The organism is Prolixibacteraceae bacterium, from assembly GCA_019856515.1.
Taxonomy (GTDB): domain Bacteria; phylum Bacteroidota; class Bacteroidia; order Bacteroidales; family Prolixibacteraceae; genus Halosquirtibacter; species Halosquirtibacter xylanolyticus.
The window spans coordinates 4,793,484-4,813,611 of the sequence record CP082230.1; the positions used below are offsets into that span (position 1 = coordinate 4,793,484).

Below are 20,128 nucleotides of genomic sequence, written 5' to 3' on the forward strand. Positions count from 1 at the left end.
TATTGATGGTTTGGATTATATGGAGATAATAATATTAAAGAAATTCAGATTTTTTTATACAATAATTTTACGAAGCTATGAGTGCTAATTTATTTCAAGAGATTAAGCCAGGTGTAGTTACTGGTGACGATCTAACTAAACTTTTTGATATTTGTAAAGCAAACAACTTTGCACTTCCTGCAGTAAACGTAGTAGGAACTGACTCTGTTAACGCTGTTATCGAGTCTGCAAAAGTTGCAAATTCTCCAGTGATTGTACAGCTTTCTAATGGTGGAGCTGCTTTCTTTGCAGGAAAAGGGTTAAAGTTAGAAGGTCAACAGGCTCAAATCCTAGGTGGAATTGCTGCTGCACATCACGTACATACTGTTGCTGAAGCATATGGTGTTCGCGTTGTTCTTCATACTGACCATGCTGCAAAAAAACTTCTTCCTTGGATTGACGGACTTTTAGATGCTAGTGAAAAGCATTTTGCTGCAACTGGTGCACCTCTATATAGTTCACACATGTTAGATCTTTCAGAGGAGCCTCTTGAAGAGAACGTTGCGATCTGTAAAGAATATCTTACTCGTATGTCTAAAATGGGTATGACTTTAGAGATTGAGTTAGGAATTACAGGTGGTGAAGAAGATGGTGTTGATAATTCAGATATTGACAACTCATTACTTTATACACAGCCAGAAGAGGTATGTTATGCATACGAGCAGTTGATGGAAGTTTCTCCAAACTTCACTATTGCAGCTTCTTTCGGTAACGTACACGGTGTATACAAGCCAGGTAACGTTGTGTTGAAGCCTTCTATCTTAGGTGATTCTCAAAAATATATCCAAGAAAAACTTGGTACTTCAGAGAAGCCAGTAAACTTCGTATTCCACGGTGGATCAGGATCAACTCTTGAGGAGATTCGTGAAGCAATTGGATACGGTGTGATCAAGATGAACATTGATACTGATACTCAGTGGGCTACTTGGGATGGAATTCGTGTGTTTGAAGCAGCAAACCATGACTATCTTCAAGGACAGATCGGAAACCCAGAAGGTGACGATAAGCCAAACAAGAAATATTATGATCCACGTGTATGGTTACGTAAAGGACAAGAGTCTTTGATTGCTCGTCTTCAAGTAGCATACTCTGACCTAAACGGTTTGGATAAAAACTAATAACTAACAAACGTTAGGTTATTAAATTATATAAGGGCAGCTCTTTAGAGTTTGCCCTTTTTTCATGTCTTTAACTTAAATTTTCTGCAAAAGCACTTCATTGGGATTTCGAATATTTCACTTCTATATCAAGGATTAGTTCTAAATAATCAAAATAATATTGTGAAATCACATAAATAAAAAGCAATAGGATGTGCTGAGCTTACGGTTTTTTACCTATTTGCTGTTTTATTGATGAAATTAATTGTAAAAATATTTGTACATAGATGTAAAAAGTGCATTTTTGCACCCTGAGTTTTAAGTTGGAATTTTGTCACATCAAAAACTATGATTTTGTAATCAATATGATGTGAAAATGTATAATTGTATTATCTATAGAGTAAATGCAACAAGGTAGAGATGGTTTTTCAAGTCGTTTCGGTGTAATCGCTGCTGCGGCTGGATCGGCAATAGGTTTAGGGAATATTTGGAGATTTCCTTATGTTTTAGGAGAAAATGGAGGGGGCGCCTTTTTCTTAGTTTATATGGCTTTTATTTTGGTTCTTGGTGTGCCGCTAATGCTGACAGAGATGTCTATTGGTCGAGCAGGACAACGAAATCCTTATGGAACATTTCGTTTTTTAGCACCTAAGACCAAATGGTATTTAGTCGGAGTAATGGGTGTTGCAGCAGCATTCCTTATTTTATCTTTTTATAGTGCTGTAGCTGGATGGACACTGCAATATCTGTTTGATGCAGTAACGGATGGTTTCTCTGGTAAAAGCTCTGTCGAGTTGAATGGCATGTTTGAGTCGTTTAGATCAAGTACCTATGCGCCTTCGATATGGACATTAGTCTTTCTTGTAATGACCGGTTGTGTTGTTGTTGCAGGAGTGGAAAAAGGAATTGAAAAGTATGCCAAGGTTTTAATGCCTTTACTTTTTGTGATAATCATTATTCTTGATATTCGTGCTGTGACGTTGGATGGTGCGGAAGAAGGGTTGAAGTTTCTTTTCCATCCAGATTTCTCGAAGTTAGATTCAAAAGCTGTTTTAGAAGCGTTAGGCCAAGCATTCTTCTCATTAAGTTTAGGAATGGGAACAATGATTACCTACGGATCATATATTGGTAAGAAAGAGAATTTATTCTCGTCAGCGACTTCTGTTTCTCTAGCAGATACTGCCATTGCAGTATTAGCTGGTGTAGCTATTTTTCCAGCAGTATTTGCTTTCGGAATTAAGCCTGATTCAGGTCCAGGTCTAGTATTTATTACATTGCCTAATGTATTTCAACAGATGCCTGGAGGATACTTCTTCTCGGTGCTGTTCTTCTTCTTACTAGTTATTGCAGCATTAACATCTTCCATTTCACTCTTAGAAGTGGTGGTCTCATATTTTACAGAAGAGTTGAAGATATCAAGAGCAAAGGCTACTGTTATATCTTTCATAAGTATTGGTGTATTTGGTGTGATGTGCTCATTATCGTCAGGGCCTTTAAAAGAGGCGACGATATTTGACAAAACAATCTTTGATATGTTTGATTATATATCTTCCAATATCTTACTACCTGTAGCAGGTTTCTTAATTGTTATTTTTACTGGATGGAAGTGGGCACGTAAATCAGTATCCAATGAAATCTTGGGTAAAGACAAACCTGAAACATCATTGTTTAAGGTATTCATGTTTATTATTAAGTTTATTGCACCTTTTGCAATTGCTTTAGTTTTTATGAATGCTGTAGGTATATTAGACCTTTAGTACTTTAATATATGGTGTAAAGAGAGGCTGTTTGAATTGTTATAGCAGCCTCTTTTTTGTAAAGAAATTTGACTGTTATCTATTCATTTTTGAAATGAACTACCTCGTTTTTATCTATTGTAAGATAAAAATCTTGTGTGGTGGATCAAAAAAATGCACTTTTGCATACCTGATAAAAGTCATATAAGAAATTGCGATACCTCACTGAAGGTATGTCGAGTCGAATTCAATATAATATCATAATATGCAACAAGAGAATAGAGATGGTTTCTCTAGTAGGTTTGGAGTAGTTGCAGCTGCAGCTGGTTCAGCTATCGGATTGGGGAATATTTGGAGATTCCCATATGTGTTAGGAGAAAATGGAGGGGGTGCTTTTTTCTTATTATACATGGTGTTTATATTGTTCTTGGGTGTTCCTTTGATGTTGACAGAGATGTCTATAGGTCGTGCAGGACAACGTAATACTTACGGTTCATTTCGTAAATTAGCACCCAAATCTAAATGGTATCTAATTGGAATCATGGGGGTCGTCGGAGCTTATATGATTCTTTCATTTTATAGTGCCGTAGCAGGTTGGACCTTACAGTATTTATACGACGCTATCGCAAATAACTTTTATGGCAAAGACCCACAAGCTTTAGATCAAATGTTCGGAGCCTTCACTTCTGGTAGTTTTATGCCGGTAGTATGGACTTTGGTATTCTTGTTTTTAACAGGGTTGGTGGTAGTTGCTGGAGTTGAAAAAGGTATCGAGAAATATACAAAAATCTTGATGCCCTTACTTTTTTTGATCATCATAGTACTAGATATACGTGCGATCACTCTAGATGGTGCCTCTGAAGGATTGAAATTTTTATTCTATCCTGATTTTTCGAAATTGACATCTAAAGTTGTATTAGAAGCATTAGGTCAAGCATTCTTCTCCTTAAGTTTAGGTATGGGAACTATTATTACTTATGGTTCATATATTGATAAAAAAGAGAAATTGTTTTCGTCAGCAGCATCTGTTTCATTGGCTGATACGGCGATAGCAGTACTTGCTGGTGTCGCAATCTTCCCTGCTGTTTTTGCTTTCGGCATTGAACCTGATTCAGGTCCAGGGTTGGTTTTTATCACACTTCCGAATGTATTTCAACAAATGACCGGGGGATACTTCTTCTCTATTTTGTTCTTCTTTCTTTTAGTCATTGCAGCTTTAACATCGTCTATCTCTTTGTTAGAAGTTATCGTTGCTTATTTTGCAGAAGAGTTGAATATGTCAAGAGTTAAGGCTACCATAATTGGTTTTACCTCTGTTGGAATTTTAGGAGTGATGTGTGCGCTCTCTTTTGGTCCATTGAAATCTGTAACTATAGGTAAGTTTACTCTATTTAATTTATTTGACTATTTATCGTCAAATATTCTATTGCCTGTAGGAGGGATGTTAATCGTTTTCTTCGCAGGATGGATATGGTCAAGAAAATCTGTTGCACAGGAAGTTCTTGGAGAAGGTAAGCCTGAAACATCTTTGTTTAAATTGTTCATGTTTATCATTAAATTCATTGCACCTTTTGCTATTGCATTGGTGTTTTTAAATGCAATTGGTCTTCTTAAGTTTTAGATCTTTTATGTTATCAAAATATATAGGCTGTCTTCTTTAAGACAGCCTTTTTTTATACTCTATTCTTAGGTATTTCCCTTCCTATAGTATTGTTTGATTTTATGAACCACTTTTTCTCTTACTCTTTTTATCTGAACAAGTTAAAACTGCTATATGTTATTACTCTATATTTTATCATATAGAGATGAGTGCACAAAAGAGAAGTCTTATATCCTATTTTAGTATCATCCTCTTGGGGGGTGTTATTGTTTGTTGCCGATATGTTTATGTTGGTCATAAAGAGATAGCATTAGTTAAAAAGTTAGATATCCCCAATACCATTATTGATTCATTAAGGTGGTCATCTGTATCTTGCTTTCAGTTTGATCCTAACAATATTACTGAAGATTCTCTTGAGCTATTGGGCTTTGATAGCTCGCTGATAAGTAGAATTGAGAAGTATCGAAGAGCGAAAGGGCGATTTCGTGATGTGAATCAATTCATCTCCTTCTGCAATAAAGGTTCTATTTGGGCAGAACATTTTCGGGGTTTAGTTGTACTTACAGAGGATAATCCTATTAAAAGGGTTGATTTTAATAGGATAGTATATGCTGATTATAGCAAATTACTTACAAAATCGAATGCAGACGAGATGATTCGGATTTATCGATATCGAAGTAGATATGGTGGTTTTGTTTCATGGGAGCAGTTGAAAGATTTATGTTGTGTTAGTGATAAAACACTCTCTTACTGTCGCAAACTGTTCTTCTTAGATTCAAATGATATCATTCCTATTGATGTTAATGTCGCTTCATACGAGTCTCTTCGTAAATTACCTTATCTAAATAGTACTGATGTTGTTTCTGTAATGAATTATCGAGAGAAGAATATGGGCTTTGGTTCTTATGCTGAGTTTATCTCAACTTTAACTATTTCTGAGGTGCATAAGTCGTATCTTGTTCATTATGTGAGTTTCTAACAGTGTACTTGCCTTTGTTTTCTGAAATCTTTGTGGGTGTAAATAGAATAAATTATTAATTTATGGAATACAACTATCAAGATGCAATGCGTGCGCATTTTTCTATTCTGAGTGCAAAAGAGTGGCAAAAAGAAGTTATAGAAAAGCCACTATCGATGTATACTATTGTGGTGAATTTTGGTCAGCCGATGGAAATTCAGATCGATTTTGAATCTTACGTGATCGAAACCAATAAGATCTGTTGCCTTACTCCGGGTGGTTACTTAAAGTCTGTTGACTGTAAAGATGAGAATCATTTTATCATTGATTTTAATCAAATGTTCTATTGTTTGGAGTTGCATGATGCTGATCTGTCGTGTAATGGGTTGCTTTTTGGAGCCCTTCCATCTCTACCTATTTTAGATATATGTAGTTCACAGATACAACCATTTCGAATATTAATTGAGTCATTTCTAGCAGAATTTCAATCTCCCGATGCCAATCAAGGTGATATGTTGCGTCTATTATTGAAACGTATGATTATTGTATGTGTACGAATGGCTCGAGAACAGTTGTTCTACTCATCTGTGCCACCGCTTGAGGAGACTGACTTGTTGAGAAGTTATCAAGCATTAGTAGAGAAATACTATAAGAGCAAACATAAAGTCTTTGACTATGCAGAACTTCTTTTTAAATCTCCTAAAACCCTAGCGAATACTTTCAATAAACTGAATGGCCACACTCCGCTTCAGATTATTCAAGAGAGAATTGTGTTAGAGGCCAAAAGAATGATATACTACACGGATAAGACAATTAAAGAGATCTCTTTTGAATTAGGCTTTGATGAACCTTCTCATTTTAGTCGTCTTTTTAAGAAAGTCACGGGCGATAGTCCATTGAAATACCGATCTCTATTTTAATTCTATCATATTTTTGACAAAGAGGAACAATTGATATGTGTGTGGGAAATATCGTTAATGAGATATCCTTCACGACTCCCCATCTTTGTATTGTTAGTTAAATGATAAAAAAACAATACTATGGGAAGAGTAATCGTACCAACGAAAGATCAAGTTGATGATCGTGCTAAAGAGATCTTTAATTCTCTCGAAAATCAGATAGGAATGTTACCTAACTTGTATGCTACAATCGGATATTCTCCTGATGTACTTGAGGGCTATTTAAAATATTCCAGTGTTGTCGGAGCTTCTAGTTTTAATAAGAAGGAGATTGAATCCGTTAAATTAGCTGTTGCACAAGTGAATGGGTGTGAGTACTGCATTTCTGCGCATACTGCAATCTCTAAGATGAATGGTTTTACCGACGATGAGCTACTCGCAATAAGAAAAGGAGAGGTGATTGATCCTCATTTAGGAGTTATTGTGGATGCTGCACAGGATATTGCAAATAATAGAGGAAGACTTAGTCAGGATGTTTTTAATCGCTTCTTTGCCGCTGGATTTGATAATAGAGCATTGATTGACCTCGTGGCTTTGGTTAATGTAAGCAGCTTTACAAACTTCATCCACAACACGACGCAGGTTGATATTGATTTTCCTCTTGCACCAGAATTATAGATACTTAAAAAGAAACATAAAATAAATAGGAGATTATTGTATGAGAATTCTAAGATATTTAACGTTAGCAGTTGTTTTAGCATTTGTAGCTGTTTCATGTGATAACGAAGATGATAATGTCACTCCAATGAATGGAGATTTTAATGTCAAAATTGATGGTTTGGCTGATCTAGGAGCTGATTTTACATATGAGGGTTGGGCTATTGTCGATGGAGCACCTGTCTCAGTGGGAACATTTAATGTAGATGGTGATGGGCGTATGTCTACCAATAGTTTTACTTTGGATAGAGCTAGTCTAAACAAAGCATCTGCTTTCGTTGTGACTATTGAGCCGATGCAAGATGCAGATCCTGCCCCTAGTAAAGTACATATTTTAGGAGGAAGTATAGTAAACGGTGAAGCGATGTTGAGTGTAGATCATGCTACTGCTTTGGGAGTCGACCTTACCTCTGCAATGGGTAAGTATATTTTGGCTACCCCAACAAATGGAGCCGATACTAATGAAAAAAGTGGTATTTGGTTCCTTGATCTAGCGAGTGGTGCACCCATGGTTGGGTTAACCCTGCCTACACTACCTGATGGTTGGATCTATGAAGGTTGGGCAGTAATAAATGGACAACCAGTCTCTACTGGTAAATTCTCTTCTGTATCGACAGTAGATCAAAATGATCCATTTAGTGGTGAAATGGCAGGGCCACCATTCCCTGGAGAAGATTTCTTACACAGTGCTCCTGATGGATTGATGTTCCCAACGGATATTTCAGGTGGTAAGGCAGTTATCTCTATTGAGCCTGTGCCCGATAATAGTGCTGCACCATTCTTGTTAAAACCTCTTTTTGGAAGTATCCCCGCTGATGCGATGGATCACGTTAACTACCCATTGGATAACAATGCTGCGGCAACAAATCCTACTGGTAGTGTAAAGGTTTCAATGTAAATCTTTTTACTGAATTATTTCTAGTTTTTGGACATGAACATGTGGGCATATTTAGTTGTTTCTATAACACTGCTCACATGTTTTATTTGCAATAATGTGACTTGCTTAGTTCTCGTTATTGATTTTAAAACGAATTAATTTGACCTGTCCTATGATACCAATCTTATGTTGATGTGAGGAGTCAATAATGCCAAATATATTATACCCGTGATGGAATCATAGCTTTGCCTGCACTGATGTGATTACACGCAGTTTAAACAATATAGAATGGAAATCTACTCCTCATAGAAGTGTGATATTGGTTCTACCTTTAGAAACGTTTAATTAATTCTTGAATTATTATGAAGTACTTAATTGTATTATTTTTGTTTATGGCTCAGTTAACTAGTGCGCAATTACCCAAAGATCCTAAAGATATCTCTCCACTACTTATTGGTGAAAACATACCAAAAGTGAGTGTAAAAAAAGTGGATGGCACCGACATCCCTATGAAGGATGTTCTAAACAGTAAGAAGAGTGTCCTGGTCTTTTACCGAGGCGGATGGTGTCCTTATTGTAACCTACATCTTTCAGAACTGCAAAAGGCTGAGAGCGAAATTCTAGAGTTAGGCTATCAAATAGTTGCAATAAGTCCTGATTCTCCAAAGAACCTACAGAAAACTGAAGAGAAGGATGAGATAAAGTATCAACTTTTCTCAGATGCGAATGGAGAGTTGATTAAAGCGATGGGGATCGGTTTTAAGGCTCCATTTAAATATAACTTGATGTTAAAGAGTAAGAGTGGTGGAGAAAATGAGGATTCACTACTTCCAGTACCATCTGTTTTTGTCGTAGATGAAAATGGCACTATTCTATTTGAATATATCGACCCTGATTATAAAACTCGTTTGTCATCCAAGTTGTTGTTGGCCGTGTTGAAAAATATTTAAACTAAACGTTACTTATGAAGAACTTTATTGTTTTGTGTTTGACATTGGCATCGCTGATGGTACTTACTCCATTCGAGAGCAATGCACAAGTAAAAAAAGATGATGATAAACTTGCTGTTTTATGGACTAGCGATGATCCATATGTTGCCGATAGAGTTGCACTAATGTATACACATGCTGCTGCACGAAATCACCTTTTCAAAGAGGTCACATTGATCATATGGGGGCCTTCTGCTAAGTTGGTTGCAGAGAATAAGAAGATACAGAAGAAGTTGATGCAGATGAAAAAGGATGGTGTGAAGATCAGAGCATGTATTGCATGTGCTACAGCCTATGATGTGGTGGATGATTTGAAACAACTAAACTTTGAAGTTGCTCCAATGGCGATACCTCTAACAGATTATCTAAAGGATGACCAGACTAAGGTGTTGACATTCTAATGGTTGTAGGTGTTTGTTGTTTAAAACCATCTTTAGATAATAACGGCATAATGTTCCTTTAACTCTTGTAGGGATTAATTCAGCACTGTAGGTCTACCTACGGTGCTGAATCGTGTTAAAACGTTTGATGTTTAGATCGATCCTCTTTGGAGCAAACTCTAATTTGTCTCATTCGAAACGCTACCCGAATAAGACGTACTCCAATAACTGTGATGGAATCTTCAATGTGTTAGAGTAGTTCTGATCTCTCATTTTTCTCGACCCTATCTGATTTGTTTAAGGTGTCGTATCCACCTTTGATGGTTCTCTTAGAGACATCAAAGCTCCTTTCCCCTGCCTTTCCCCTGAGCTTCCCCTGCATTGGCTTGGAAAATGTTCAACGATTATCCGATAATGGTCCATCATTTTACCTGAATCGATGGATCATTCTCGAAGCATTCTCGGACATCTCTCGAATAATTGCAGGGGAAAGGCAGGGGAAAGGCGCTTTATATCCCCTGTCTGCTTCTATTTGTATTTCTATCATGATTGGTTCTTTCATTATGTTCTCATGTAAGAGGTGTTTATGGGTTGATGTTTTTGTTTTTCATTTTGAGGGCTTGTGGATGATTTAATCGCTATATGGGTTCTGTAAAAAGCTTATAAGGAGCTTATATTGCCATTTTTATTAAAAAAAGAGTGTTTTTTTTCATTCTTGCTTTGTCTGTGTGATGAAAAAATGTAAATTTGCGCCCGAAACGATGAGATCATCCTTTCATGTATTCCCACCATATAATTGTAATTTGTTAATTAAAGTCATATGCTGGAGGTGTATACATTGAAAATGAAAAAGGGTTTACGATAGGATGTTTACAAATCAAAAATTGATTTTTATTTTTAAGTTTAGTAATTATAATATTTTAAAAAATGATCGTAATACCAATTAAAGAAGGCGAAAATATCGAGAGAGCTCTTAAGCGTTTTAAGCGTAAATTCGAAAAAACAGGTACTGTAAAAGAATTAAGAGGCCGTAAGCATTTCGTAAAGCCATCTATTAGAAGAAGAGAAGAAGTTAAGAAAGCTATCTATATCGAGCAATTGCACCGTGAGGAAGATTAATCTTCTATAGATTGTTTTATATCATATAAAAGAGGTTGTTTCAATTATTGAAGCAACCTCTTTTTTTTTGTTTGTAGCTTCTTTGTATCTTGCTGTAAAATATTTGTGTATGGGGTTGGATGATTTTATAAACTTTTTGCAGTATGAGAAGCGACTGTCTTCTTATACCGTAGTTGCTTATCGCATTGATTTGAACCAGTTTTGTAGTTTCGCCGAAGATATGGTTGACTCTTTTGATTGGAGGGAGGTGGATTCATTTCTTGTAAGAGAGTGGGTGGTTTACTTAATGGGAAAGGGTATGGCTCCTCGTACTGTGCATCGTAAGATATCTGCATTAAAGTCGATGTATCGTTTTTTCTTGGTAAATGAATATGTGGAGAAGGATCCGACATCTTTAGTTGTGCTGCCCAAGATAAGAAAGAAGTTGCCTTTCTTCGTTCGAATAAGGGAGATGGATAATTTATTAGATCATGATTGGTTTTCTAGTGATTTTTCGGGTTTGAGAGATCGTGCTATTCTGCATGTTTTTTATGGAACAGGCATGCGTTTGTCTGAATTGGTGGGGTTGCAGATCCAAAATATCGACTTAAGTCAGAAAAAAATGAAAGTTCTTGGTAAAGGTAATAAGGAACGCATTATTCCATTTAATGATGAGTTATGTCATGTGGTGTCTAGTTATTTAGAGGCTAGAAAGAGCGTTTTTGGGGATCTGGAAGGCGTTCTTTTTTTAACAGACAAGGGTGAACAAGTGTACCATAAATTTGTTTATAGGGTAGTAAAACGTTATCTTGCTAAAGTCTCGACAGTGTCGAAGAAGAGTCCACACGTGTTGCGCCATTCTTATGCTACGCATATGATGAATTCTGGGGCAGACTTAAGGGCTATACAGGAGTTATTAGGGCATGCAAGTTTAGCGAGCACGGAGGTGTATACGCATACGACGTTTGAGAAATTAAGGAAAGTTTACAAACAAGCCCATACTAGGGGTTAAAAGATGGAGGAGTGTTATATGAATGTTACATTTCAATCTGTACAATTCAAGGCTGATCAGAAGTTGTTAGACTTTACGGAAAAAAAAGTTGCAAAATTAGATCAGTATTTAGATTCAATTATTGGGGCTGAAGTGATTTTCCGTGTTGTTCCAGGTCAGGATAAAGAGAATAAAGTAGCTGAACTTAAGCTATCTATCCCTGATCATGATTATTTATTTGCAAAGAAAAATGCTGTGTCATTTGAAGAGGCTGTAGATTTAGCTGTGTCTGCTGTTAAGCATCAGTTAGAGCGTGTAAAAGAAAAGTCTCGATTTAAATAGAAAAAAGTTCAAGTAAATTTGTATTTTACTTGAAAATGTTTTTACATTTGCACACCATTTCATCCATCGTGAGAAGTGGTGTGTTTTTATGTTATAGAAATGGGGAGATACCAAAGCGGCCAACTGGGGCAGACTGTAACTCTGCTGTCTTACGACTTCGTAGGTTCGAATCCTGCTCTCCCCACGTATGTTTCTCAATGTAGAAATATGAAAAGTAATTTTTTAACTGATTTTTTTTAGAATCTAATTTTTTATTGGAGTTATGGCTAAAGAACATTTTGATAGATCCAAAGACCATGTTAACATTGGTACTATTGGTCACGTAGACCACGGTAAAACTACTTTGACAGCTGCTATTACAAAAGTATTGGCAGACAAAGGTTTTTCAGAAGCTCGTGATTTCGATCAAATCGATAACGCACCTGAAGAAAAAGAACGTGGTATTACTATTAATACTGCTCACGTTGAGTATGAAACAGCAAATCGTCACTATGCTCACGTAGACTGTCCAGGTCACGCTGACTACGTTAAGAACATGGTTACTGGTGCTGCTCAAATGGATGGTGCTATTCTTGTATGTGCTGCAACTGATGGTCCTATGCCTCAGACACGTGAGCATATCCTACTAGCTAAGCAGGTAAACGTACCTAAAATCGTTGTTTTCTTGAACAAGGTTGATATGGTAGATGATGAGGAGCTTTTAGAGCTTGTAGAGATGGAAGTTACTGAACTTCTTGAATTCTACGATTTCGAAGGATCTCCAGTTGTTATGGGTTCAGCTCTTGGTGGATTGAACGGCGAGCAAGAGTGGGTAGACAAAATCATGGAATTGATGGATGCAGTTGATTCATGGATTCCACTTCCTCCACGTGATATGGATAAGCCATTCTTGATGCCAGTTGAGGATGTATTCTCTATTACTGGTCGTGGTACTGTAGCAACAGGACGTATCGAAACTGGTGTTATTCACACTGGTGATGAGATGGAAATTATTGGTCTTGGAGCTGAAGGTAAGAAAACTGTTTGTACTGGAGTTGAGATGTTCCGTAAGATTCTTGATGATGGACAAGCTGGTGATAACGTTGGTCTATTGATGCGTGGTGTTGATAAGAAAGAGATCAAGCGTGGTCAAATTCTTGCTAAGCCAGGTACAATTACTCCTCACACTAAGTTTAAGGCTGAGGTTTATGTACTTAAGAAAGAAGAAGGTGGACGTCACACTCCATTCCATAATAAATACCGTCCTCAGTTCTACCTACGTACTCTTGACGTAACAGGTGAGATTACTCTTCCTGAAGGAACTGAGATGGTTATGCCTGGTGATAACGTTACAATTAATGTTGAGCTTATCTACCCAGTTGCATTGAACCAAGGTCTTCGTTTCGCTATCCGTGAAGGTGGACGTACAGTTGGTGCAGGTCAGGTAACTGAGATTGTTGAATAATTTGTTGTTATTTCAATGAATTAAATATACTTTTGCGGTTCCTATTCGTGGGAACCGCAAATTTACGGATATGTCTAAGCTGGAGATGAATTAAGATTTCGATTATCTTATATCCGACAAAAGAACTCGTCTAAATTAAACAGTCGATATATGAAAGTATTAGCTTATATTAAAGATTCTTATAACGAGTTGGTCTACAAAGTTAGTTGGCCAAGTCGGAAGGAGTTAATTAATAGCGCATTAGTTGTTATGGTTGCTTCTTTTATAATTGCACTGTTGGTGTTTGTGGTTGATTTCTCTTTTGAGAAATTAACAGGGATGCTTTACGGTTTATTTTTCTAAAATTGCTGGAGGTCGAAAATGAGTGTGGATACAAAAAAATGGTATGTTCTTCGGGCTGTCGGAGGTAAAGAAAAGAAAGTCAAAGAGTATATCGAGGCTGAGATCGCAAATTTAGGTCTCCAGGATTATGTTTCTCAAGTTTTGATCCCGACTGAAAAGGTGTATCAAATACGTAATGGTAAGAAGATAACAAAAGAGAGAATCTCGCTTCCTGGTTATATTCTTATTGAGGCTGCGTTAGTAGGAGAGGTTCCTCATATTTTGAAGAGCGTTTCTAATGTTATTGGCTTTTTAGCTGATACTAAGACGAACGAGCCTATACCTATGCGTCAAAGCGAGGTGAATCGTATTTTGGGTACCATGGATGATGCAGAGGAGACACTAGAGGCTTCTGGTGTTGATTTTGTTATGGGAGAGACTGTGAAAGTTATCGATGGACCATTTGACGGCTTTAATGGCCTCGTTGAGGAAGTTAACGAGGAGAAAAAGAAGCTGAAAGTGATGGTTAAGATTTTCGGTAGAAAGACTCCTTTGGAGCTTGGCTATATGCAAGTCGAAAAGGAGTAGTTATAATTTATTTCAACTTATTACATTATGGCAAAAGAAGTTGCTGGGTTAATTAAGTTACAGATTAAAGGTGGTGCTGCGAATCCTTCGCCTCCGGTAGGACCTGCATTAGGTGCTAAAGGTGTGAACATCATGCAGTTTTGTAAGCAGTTCAATGCAAGAACTCAAGATCAAGCTGGTAAAGTACTTCCTGTAATTATTACGGTTTATGCTGATAAGTCATTTGACTTTATCATTAAAACACCACCCGTTGCTGTTCAATTGTTGGAAGCTGCTAAACTTAAGAAAGGTTCACCAGAGCCTCACGTTAATAAAGTAGCATCTATTACTTGGGAGCAAGTTAGAGGTATCGCAGAAGCAAAAATGCCTGATCTTAACTGTTTCGAGGTAGAGTCTGCAATGTCAATGGTGGCAGGTACAGCACGTAGTATGGGAATTACTGTAACAGGTGATGCACCCTTTTAATTAATGAAATTTATTTAAAAAAATGGCAAAAATCTCAAAGAATAGGAAAGCTGCTGCTGCTAAATTGGAGCAGGGGAAGATCTATTCACTAGAAGACGCTGCTTCGTTGGTGAAAGAAATCACTACTACAAAGTTTGATGCTTCTGTGGATTTGGATGTTCGCCTTGGAGTGGATCCGAGAAAAGCGAATCAAATGGTACGAGGAGTCGTAACTTTGCCTCACGGAACTGGAAAAGCAGTGCGTGTTTTAGCTCTTGTAACTCCAGATAAGGAGCAAGAAGCGAAAGACGCAGGAGCTGATTACGTTGGTCTAGACGCTTATATCGATAAGATTAAGAACGGATGGACAGATGTAGACGTAATCATCACTATGCCACCAGTTATGGGTAAAGTAGGAGCTCTAGGTCGTGTTTTAGGTCCTCGTGGTCTAATGCCTAACCCAAAAAGTGGTACAGTTACCATGGAGGTAGGTAAGGCTGTGAAGGAAGTTAAAATGGGTAAAATCGACTTCAAAGTGGATAAGTATGGTATCGTGCATACATCAATTGGTAAGGTATCTTTTGATCCTAAACAAATTGTTGAGAATGCAAAAGAGTTTGTTGATATGATCAATAAGCTTAAGCCTTCGGCTGCAAAAGGTACATACGTGAAAAGTATCTACTTATCAAGTACAATGAGCCCAGGTATTCAAGTTGAACCTAAGTCTATTGACTAAGTAAAAAAGAAAGTATGAGACGCTCAGAAAAGCAACAATTAGTAGAGTCACTTAAAGAGCAGTTGAATTCATATAGTCACTTTTACTTGGCGGATGTTGAAGCACTAAATGCAGAGCAAACAAGTGCTTTAAGACGTCTTTGCTTCCAAAGAGAAGTAAAGTTGGTTGTGGCAAAGAATACACTGTTGCGCAAAGCTATTGAAGAATCGGATAAAGATGCTTCGGGCTTATTTGACGTATTGAAAGGTAGTACTTCTGTACTGCTTTCTAACACTGGAAACATTCCAGCTAAATTGATTCAAGAATTTAGCAAAGAGAATGGCAAACCAGTATTGAAGGGAGCATTTGTAGAGGAGTCTGTATATGTTGGTGCAGAGACACTAGAAGAACTAGTAAACATCAAGTCGAAAGAGGAGTTGATAGCAGATGTTATTGCATTGCTACAGTCTCCAGCGAAGAATGTTATTTCAGCTCTTCAGTCATCTGGACAAACTATTACTGGAGTGCTTAAGGCACTTGAGGAAAAAAACGCTTAGTATTATAATAAATTATTCACTATATCATTTTTAAATTCGAGGAAAATGGCAGATCTTAATAAACTTGCAGAAGAATTAGTTAACCTAACAGTAAAAGACGTAAACGAATTGGCTACTATCCTTAAGGATGAGTACGGTATCGAGCCTGCTGCTGCTGCAGTAGCTGTTGCTGGACCTGCTGCTGGAGCTGAAGCTGCTGCTGAAGAGCAAACAGAATTCGACGTTATCTTGAAAGCTGCTGGATCATCTAAATTAGCAGTAGTTAAGTTGGTTAAAGACCTAGCAGGTGTTGGTCTTAAGGAAGCTAAAGAACTAGTTGACGGAGCTCCTAAAGCAATCAAAGAGAAAGTTTCTAAAGAGGAAGCTGAAGCACTTAAACAACAGCTAACAGAAGCTGGTGCTGAGGTTGAGCTTAAATAAGAAGTTGACCTTTCAAAAGAAGGTTTATGGTTTAGAATCCCGTTGTGGGGTTCTAAGCCTTTTTGCGTTTATGTTTTAGGTTCAATTAATTCGGTTGATTCATGTCTTCACAAACTGTAAATAATAGGATCAGTTTTGCTTCTGCAGAAAATCGTTTTGAATATCCTGATTTTCTGGAAGTACAGATCAAATCTTTCAAAGAGTTCTTCCAGTTGGGGGCATCGCCTGAGGAAAGAAAAATAGAGGGCCTTAATCAGGTGTTCGGTGATAACTTCCCAATCACGGATACTCGAAATAACTTTGTCCTTGAGTTTATTGATTATTCAGTCGATCCACCTCGCTATACTCTCGAGGAGTGTATAGATAGAGGCTTGACTTATAGTGTGCCAATCAAGGCAAAATTAAAGTTGTATTGTACTGACGAAGAGCACGAGGACTTCGATACTGTGGTTCAGGAGGTATACTTGGGTACAATTCCATATATGACCCCAAGTGGATCTTTTGTGATCAATGGTGCGGAGCGCGTAGTGGTGTCTCAGTTACACCGTTCTCCAGGAGTGTTCTTTGGTCAGAGTGTGCATGCAAATGGCACGAAACTTTATTCTGCTCGAATTATCCCATTTAAGGGATCATGGATTGAGTTTGCAACAGACATCAATGGTGTTATGTTTGCTTACATCGATCGTAAAAAGAAATTACCAGTAACGACATTGTTACGTGCAATCGGCTATGAAAGCGATAAGGATATCTTAGAGATATTTGGATTGGCTGATGAGATTCGCGTATCTAAGTCCGGAATCAAAAAGATTGTAGGTAGAAAATTAGCTGCACGTGTCTTGAAGACATGGGTAGAGGATTTTGTAGATGAGGATACAGGTGAAGTAGTTTCTATCGAGCGTAATGAAGTCATTATCGACCGTGAAACAGTTATCGAGCCTGAACATTTGGATGAAATTCTAGATTCTGGTGCGAAAACTATTCTTCTTCACAAAGAAGAGCAGAACCTAGCTGATTTTGCAATCATCTATAATACACTGCAGAAAGATCCATGTAACTCGGAGAAAGAAGCAGTATTATATATCTATAGACAGTTACGTAACTCAGAGCCGCCTGATGAGGCAACAGCTCGTGACGTAATTGACAAACTATTTTTCTCAGAAGTACGTTATGACTTAGGAGAAGTTGGTCGTTATAGAATCAATAAAAAATTAAATTTGGATATTGATTCTGATACGCGTGTTTTGACTAATCAAGATATGATTGAGATCATTAAGTATCTTATCAAATTGATTAACTCGAAGACGGATATCGATGATATCGATCACCTTTCTAATAGACGTGTACGTACTGTAGGAGAGCAAATGTATAACCAGTTTGGCGTTGGTTTAGCACGTATGGCCCGTACAATTCGTGAGCGAATGAATGTACGTGACAACGAGGTGTTTACTCCAACAGATTTGATTAATTCGAAGACATTGTCATCGGTGATCAACTCTTTCTTCGGAACCAATGCGTTATCACAGTTCATGGATCAAACGAACCCACTAGCAGAGATGACTCACAAGCGTCGTATGTCTGCATTGGGACCTGGAGGACTTTCACGTGATCGTGCTGGTTTCGAGGTGCGTGATGTTCACTACACTCACTATGGTCGTTTGTGTCCAATTGAAACACCAGAGGGACCAAACATTGGTTTGATTTCTTCTCTTTGTGTGTTTGCAAAGATTACAGATCTTGGATTTATCTCGACACCTTACCGTCCAGTTGCTGAGGGTAAAGTTGATTTGGATAATCAAGATGTTGTGTATCTAACAGCAGAAGAAGAAGAAGGTAAGATTATTGCTCAGGCAAATGCTACTTATGCTGAAGATGGTTCGTTTGTTAATCCAAGAGTGAAGGCTCGTTTGGATGCAGATTATCCTATGGCAGAGGTTGCTGATGTTGATTTGATGGACGTAGGTCCTAACCAGATTGCATCTATTGCTGCATCTTTGATTACTTTCTTGGAGCATGATGATGCGAACCGTGCATTGATGGGATCTAACATGATGCGTCAGGCTGTTCCATTGTTGTGTCCACAATCTCCAATTGTGGGTACAGGTCTTGAGGCTCGTGTAGCTGAAGATTCTCGTGTTCAGATCACTGCTGAGAAAGATGGTGTTATTGATTATGTGGATGGTAGTAAAATTGTTGTTCGTTATGACGCTACAGAAAATGAGCGTTATGTAAGCTTTAATGCTGATACGGAAAGCTACAACGTACCTAAATATAAGAAGACCAACCAAGGTACATGTATTGACTTGAAGCCAATTGTTTCTCCTAACCAACGTGTTAAGAAGGGACAAATCCTTACTGATGGTTATGCTACGCAGCAAGGAGAATTAGCTTTAGGGCGTAACCTAAAAGTGGCCTTCATGCCATGGCAGGGTTATAACTACGAGGATGCGATTGTAATTTCAGAAAGAATCGTTCGTGATGATGTATTTACATCCATTCATATCGATGAGTACTCTCTTGAAGTGCGTGATACAAAGCGTGGTTTAGAGGAGTTTACTTCAGATATTCCTAACGTAAGTGAGGAAGCGACACGTAATCTTGATGAGAATGGTTTAATTCGTATCGGTGCTGTAGTTAAACCTGGTGATATCTTGATTGGTAAGATTACTCCTAAGGGAGAATCGGATCCATCTCCAGAGGAGAAATTGCTTCGCGCAATCTTCGGAGATAAAGCTGGTGATGTGAAGGATGCTTCATTGAAAGCTTCTCCTTCATTGAAAGGTGTAGTTATTGATAAGAGATTGTTTTCTAGAGTTCAAAAGGATAAGAAAGCTAGAACTACAACGAAACCGTTGTTGGAGCAAATCGATCAAGAGTTTGAAGTTCAAGCTAATCGTTTGAAGGATATCTTGGTGGATAAACTATTTAACTTAGTTAATGGTAAAACTTCACAAGGTGTAGAAGATTATTTTGGTGTGGATATTATTTCTAAAGGAACGAAATTCACTCAAAAACTTCTTTCTTCTATCGACTACATGACAGTGAATGGTAATGATTGGACTACGGATGAAGATAAGAATCATATGATTGTTTCTTTGGTTCGTAACTATATCATGAAGTACAAGGAGTTTGAGGCAGTTGTTAAACGTAAGCGTTATAATGTAACTATTGGAGATGAATTGCCAGCTGGTATTATTCAACTTGCAAAAGTTTATATCGCGAAGAAGAGAAAGCTTCAAATTGGTGATAAGATGGCAGGACGTCACGGTAATAAGGGTATTGTATCTCGTATCGTACGTCAAGAAGATATGCCTTTCCTAGAAGATGGAACTCCAGTGGATATTGTATTGAACCCACTTGGTGTACCTTCAAGGATGAACTTAGGACAGATTTATGAGACTGTACTTGGATGGGCTGGTATGGAGTTAGGATGTAAATTTTCTACACCTATTTTCGACGGAGCTACTCTAGATGAGATCTCTGAATTGTGTGACAAAGCAAGTGTTCCTCGTTTTGGTCGTACACGTCTTATTAACGGAGAGACTGGAGAGCGTTTTGACCAGCCTGCTACTGTTGGTGTGATCTATATGTTGAAATTAGGTCACATGGTAGAAGACAAGATGCACGCTCGTTCTATTGGACCTTACTCGTTGATTACGCAGCAGCCATTAGGTGGTAAAGCACAATTTGGTGGACAGCGTTTCGGAGAGATGGAGGTTTGGGCTCTTGAGGCTTACGGTGCAGCTAATATCCTTCAAGAAATCTTGACTGTTAAGTCGGATGATGTGATTGGTAGAGCGAAAGCATACGAGGCTATTGTTAAAGGAGATCCAATGCCAACACCAGGAATTCCTGAGTCGTTAAACGTTCTTCTTCACGAACTACGTGGACTAGGATTGAGTGTTGATCTTGAATAAGA

General features: G+C 37.8%; 20 protein-coding genes and 1 tRNA gene. All 21 read left to right on the plus strand.

The window, feature by feature from the left end; translation table 11 throughout:
- Positions 1 to 77 precede the first annotated feature (77 nt).
- The 21 genes from fbaA to rpoB all read left to right on the plus strand — a co-directional run bounded on the left by fbaA (position 78) and on the right by rpoB (position 20,126).
- Positions 78 to 1,157, plus strand: coding sequence for a class II fructose-bisphosphate aldolase (fbaA, locus tag K5X82_17555; GenBank protein QZT37019.1), 1,080 nt, complete (start codon positions 78 to 80; stop codon positions 1,155 to 1,157).
- Between the two features lie 383 nt (positions 1,158 to 1,540).
- Positions 1,541 to 2,893, plus strand: a complete 1,353-nt coding sequence (locus K5X82_17560; protein ID QZT37020.1) for a sodium-dependent transporter — start codon at positions 1,541 to 1,543, stop codon at positions 2,891 to 2,893.
- A gap of 244 nt (positions 2,894 to 3,137) precedes the next feature.
- The gene (locus K5X82_17565; GenBank protein QZT37021.1) at positions 3,138 to 4,493 is read left to right on the plus strand and encodes a sodium-dependent transporter; all 1,356 of its coding nucleotides are present in this window, start codon (positions 3,138 to 3,140) and stop codon (positions 4,491 to 4,493) included.
- Between the two features lie 184 nt (positions 4,494 to 4,677).
- Positions 4,678 to 5,451: a helix-hairpin-helix domain-containing protein gene (locus K5X82_17570; protein QZT37022.1), complete on the plus strand. Its 774-nt coding sequence runs from the start codon at positions 4,678 to 4,680 to the stop codon at positions 5,449 to 5,451.
- A 62-nt stretch (positions 5,452 to 5,513) separates the two neighbouring features.
- Positions 5,514 to 6,350: a helix-turn-helix domain-containing protein gene (locus K5X82_17575; GenBank protein QZT37023.1), complete on the plus strand. Its 837-nt coding sequence runs from the start codon at positions 5,514 to 5,516 to the stop codon at positions 6,348 to 6,350.
- A gap of 120 nt (positions 6,351 to 6,470) precedes the next feature.
- A complete protein-coding gene (locus K5X82_17580; GenBank protein QZT37024.1) occupies positions 6,471 to 7,007 on the plus strand; it encodes a carboxymuconolactone decarboxylase family protein in 537 nt (178 codons plus the stop codon).
- A 40-nt stretch (positions 7,008 to 7,047) separates the two neighbouring features.
- On the plus strand, positions 7,048 to 7,944 hold the full coding sequence (locus K5X82_17585; GenBank protein ID QZT37025.1) for an anti-sigma factor: 897 nt from the start codon (positions 7,048 to 7,050) through the stop codon (positions 7,942 to 7,944).
- A 341-nt stretch (positions 7,945 to 8,285) separates the two neighbouring features.
- Positions 8,286 to 8,873 (plus strand): AhpC/TSA family protein, encoded by a 588-nt coding sequence (locus K5X82_17590; GenBank protein ID QZT37026.1) that lies wholly within the window; start codon positions 8,286 to 8,288, stop codon positions 8,871 to 8,873.
- Between the two features lie 56 nt (positions 8,874 to 8,929).
- Complete coding sequence (locus K5X82_17595; GenBank protein QZT39153.1) at positions 8,930 to 9,313, plus strand: DsrE family protein; 384 nt, start codon at positions 8,930 to 8,932, stop codon at positions 9,311 to 9,313.
- A 906-nt stretch (positions 9,314 to 10,219) separates the two neighbouring features.
- Entirely contained in the window at positions 10,220 to 10,411 is a 192-nt protein-coding gene (rpsU, locus tag K5X82_17600) for a 30S ribosomal protein S21 (protein ID QZT37027.1), read from the plus strand.
- A 109-nt stretch (positions 10,412 to 10,520) separates the two neighbouring features.
- Positions 10,521 to 11,402, plus strand: coding sequence for a tyrosine-type recombinase/integrase (locus K5X82_17605; GenBank protein QZT37028.1), 882 nt, complete (start codon positions 10,521 to 10,523; stop codon positions 11,400 to 11,402).
- An 18-nt stretch (positions 11,403 to 11,420) separates the two neighbouring features.
- The gene (gene raiA / locus K5X82_17610; protein ID QZT37029.1) at positions 11,421 to 11,723 is read left to right on the plus strand and encodes a ribosome-associated translation inhibitor RaiA; all 303 of its coding nucleotides are present in this window, start codon (positions 11,421 to 11,423) and stop codon (positions 11,721 to 11,723) included.
- Between the two features lie 101 nt (positions 11,724 to 11,824).
- Positions 11,825 to 11,907, plus strand: a tRNA-Tyr gene (locus tag K5X82_17615).
- A 78-nt stretch (positions 11,908 to 11,985) separates the two neighbouring features.
- Complete coding sequence (gene tuf, locus K5X82_17620) at positions 11,986 to 13,167, plus strand: elongation factor Tu (protein QZT37030.1); 1,182 nt, start codon at positions 11,986 to 11,988, stop codon at positions 13,165 to 13,167.
- A 150-nt stretch (positions 13,168 to 13,317) separates the two neighbouring features.
- On the plus strand, positions 13,318 to 13,509 hold the full coding sequence (gene secE / locus K5X82_17625; GenBank protein QZT37031.1) for a preprotein translocase subunit SecE: 192 nt from the start codon (positions 13,318 to 13,320) through the stop codon (positions 13,507 to 13,509).
- An 18-nt stretch (positions 13,510 to 13,527) separates the two neighbouring features.
- Complete coding sequence (nusG, locus tag K5X82_17630; GenBank protein QZT37032.1) at positions 13,528 to 14,076, plus strand: transcription termination/antitermination protein NusG; 549 nt, start codon at positions 13,528 to 13,530, stop codon at positions 14,074 to 14,076.
- Between the two features lie 27 nt (positions 14,077 to 14,103).
- A complete protein-coding gene (gene rplK / locus K5X82_17635) occupies positions 14,104 to 14,541 on the plus strand; it encodes a 50S ribosomal protein L11 (protein ID QZT37033.1) in 438 nt (145 codons plus the stop codon).
- A 22-nt stretch (positions 14,542 to 14,563) separates the two neighbouring features.
- Complete coding sequence (gene rplA, locus K5X82_17640) at positions 14,564 to 15,256, plus strand: 50S ribosomal protein L1 (GenBank protein ID QZT37034.1); 693 nt, start codon at positions 14,564 to 14,566, stop codon at positions 15,254 to 15,256.
- A 14-nt stretch (positions 15,257 to 15,270) separates the two neighbouring features.
- Positions 15,271 to 15,792, plus strand: coding sequence for a 50S ribosomal protein L10 (gene rplJ, locus K5X82_17645; protein ID QZT37035.1), 522 nt, complete (start codon positions 15,271 to 15,273; stop codon positions 15,790 to 15,792).
- 45 nt (positions 15,793 to 15,837) lie between these two features.
- The gene (gene rplL, locus K5X82_17650) at positions 15,838 to 16,212 is read left to right on the plus strand and encodes a 50S ribosomal protein L7/L12 (protein ID QZT37036.1); all 375 of its coding nucleotides are present in this window, start codon (positions 15,838 to 15,840) and stop codon (positions 16,210 to 16,212) included.
- Between the two features lie 101 nt (positions 16,213 to 16,313).
- Complete coding sequence (gene rpoB, locus K5X82_17655; GenBank protein QZT37037.1) at positions 16,314 to 20,126, plus strand: DNA-directed RNA polymerase subunit beta; 3,813 nt, start codon at positions 16,314 to 16,316, stop codon at positions 20,124 to 20,126.
- The last annotated feature ends 2 nt before the right edge of the window (positions 20,127 to 20,128 follow it).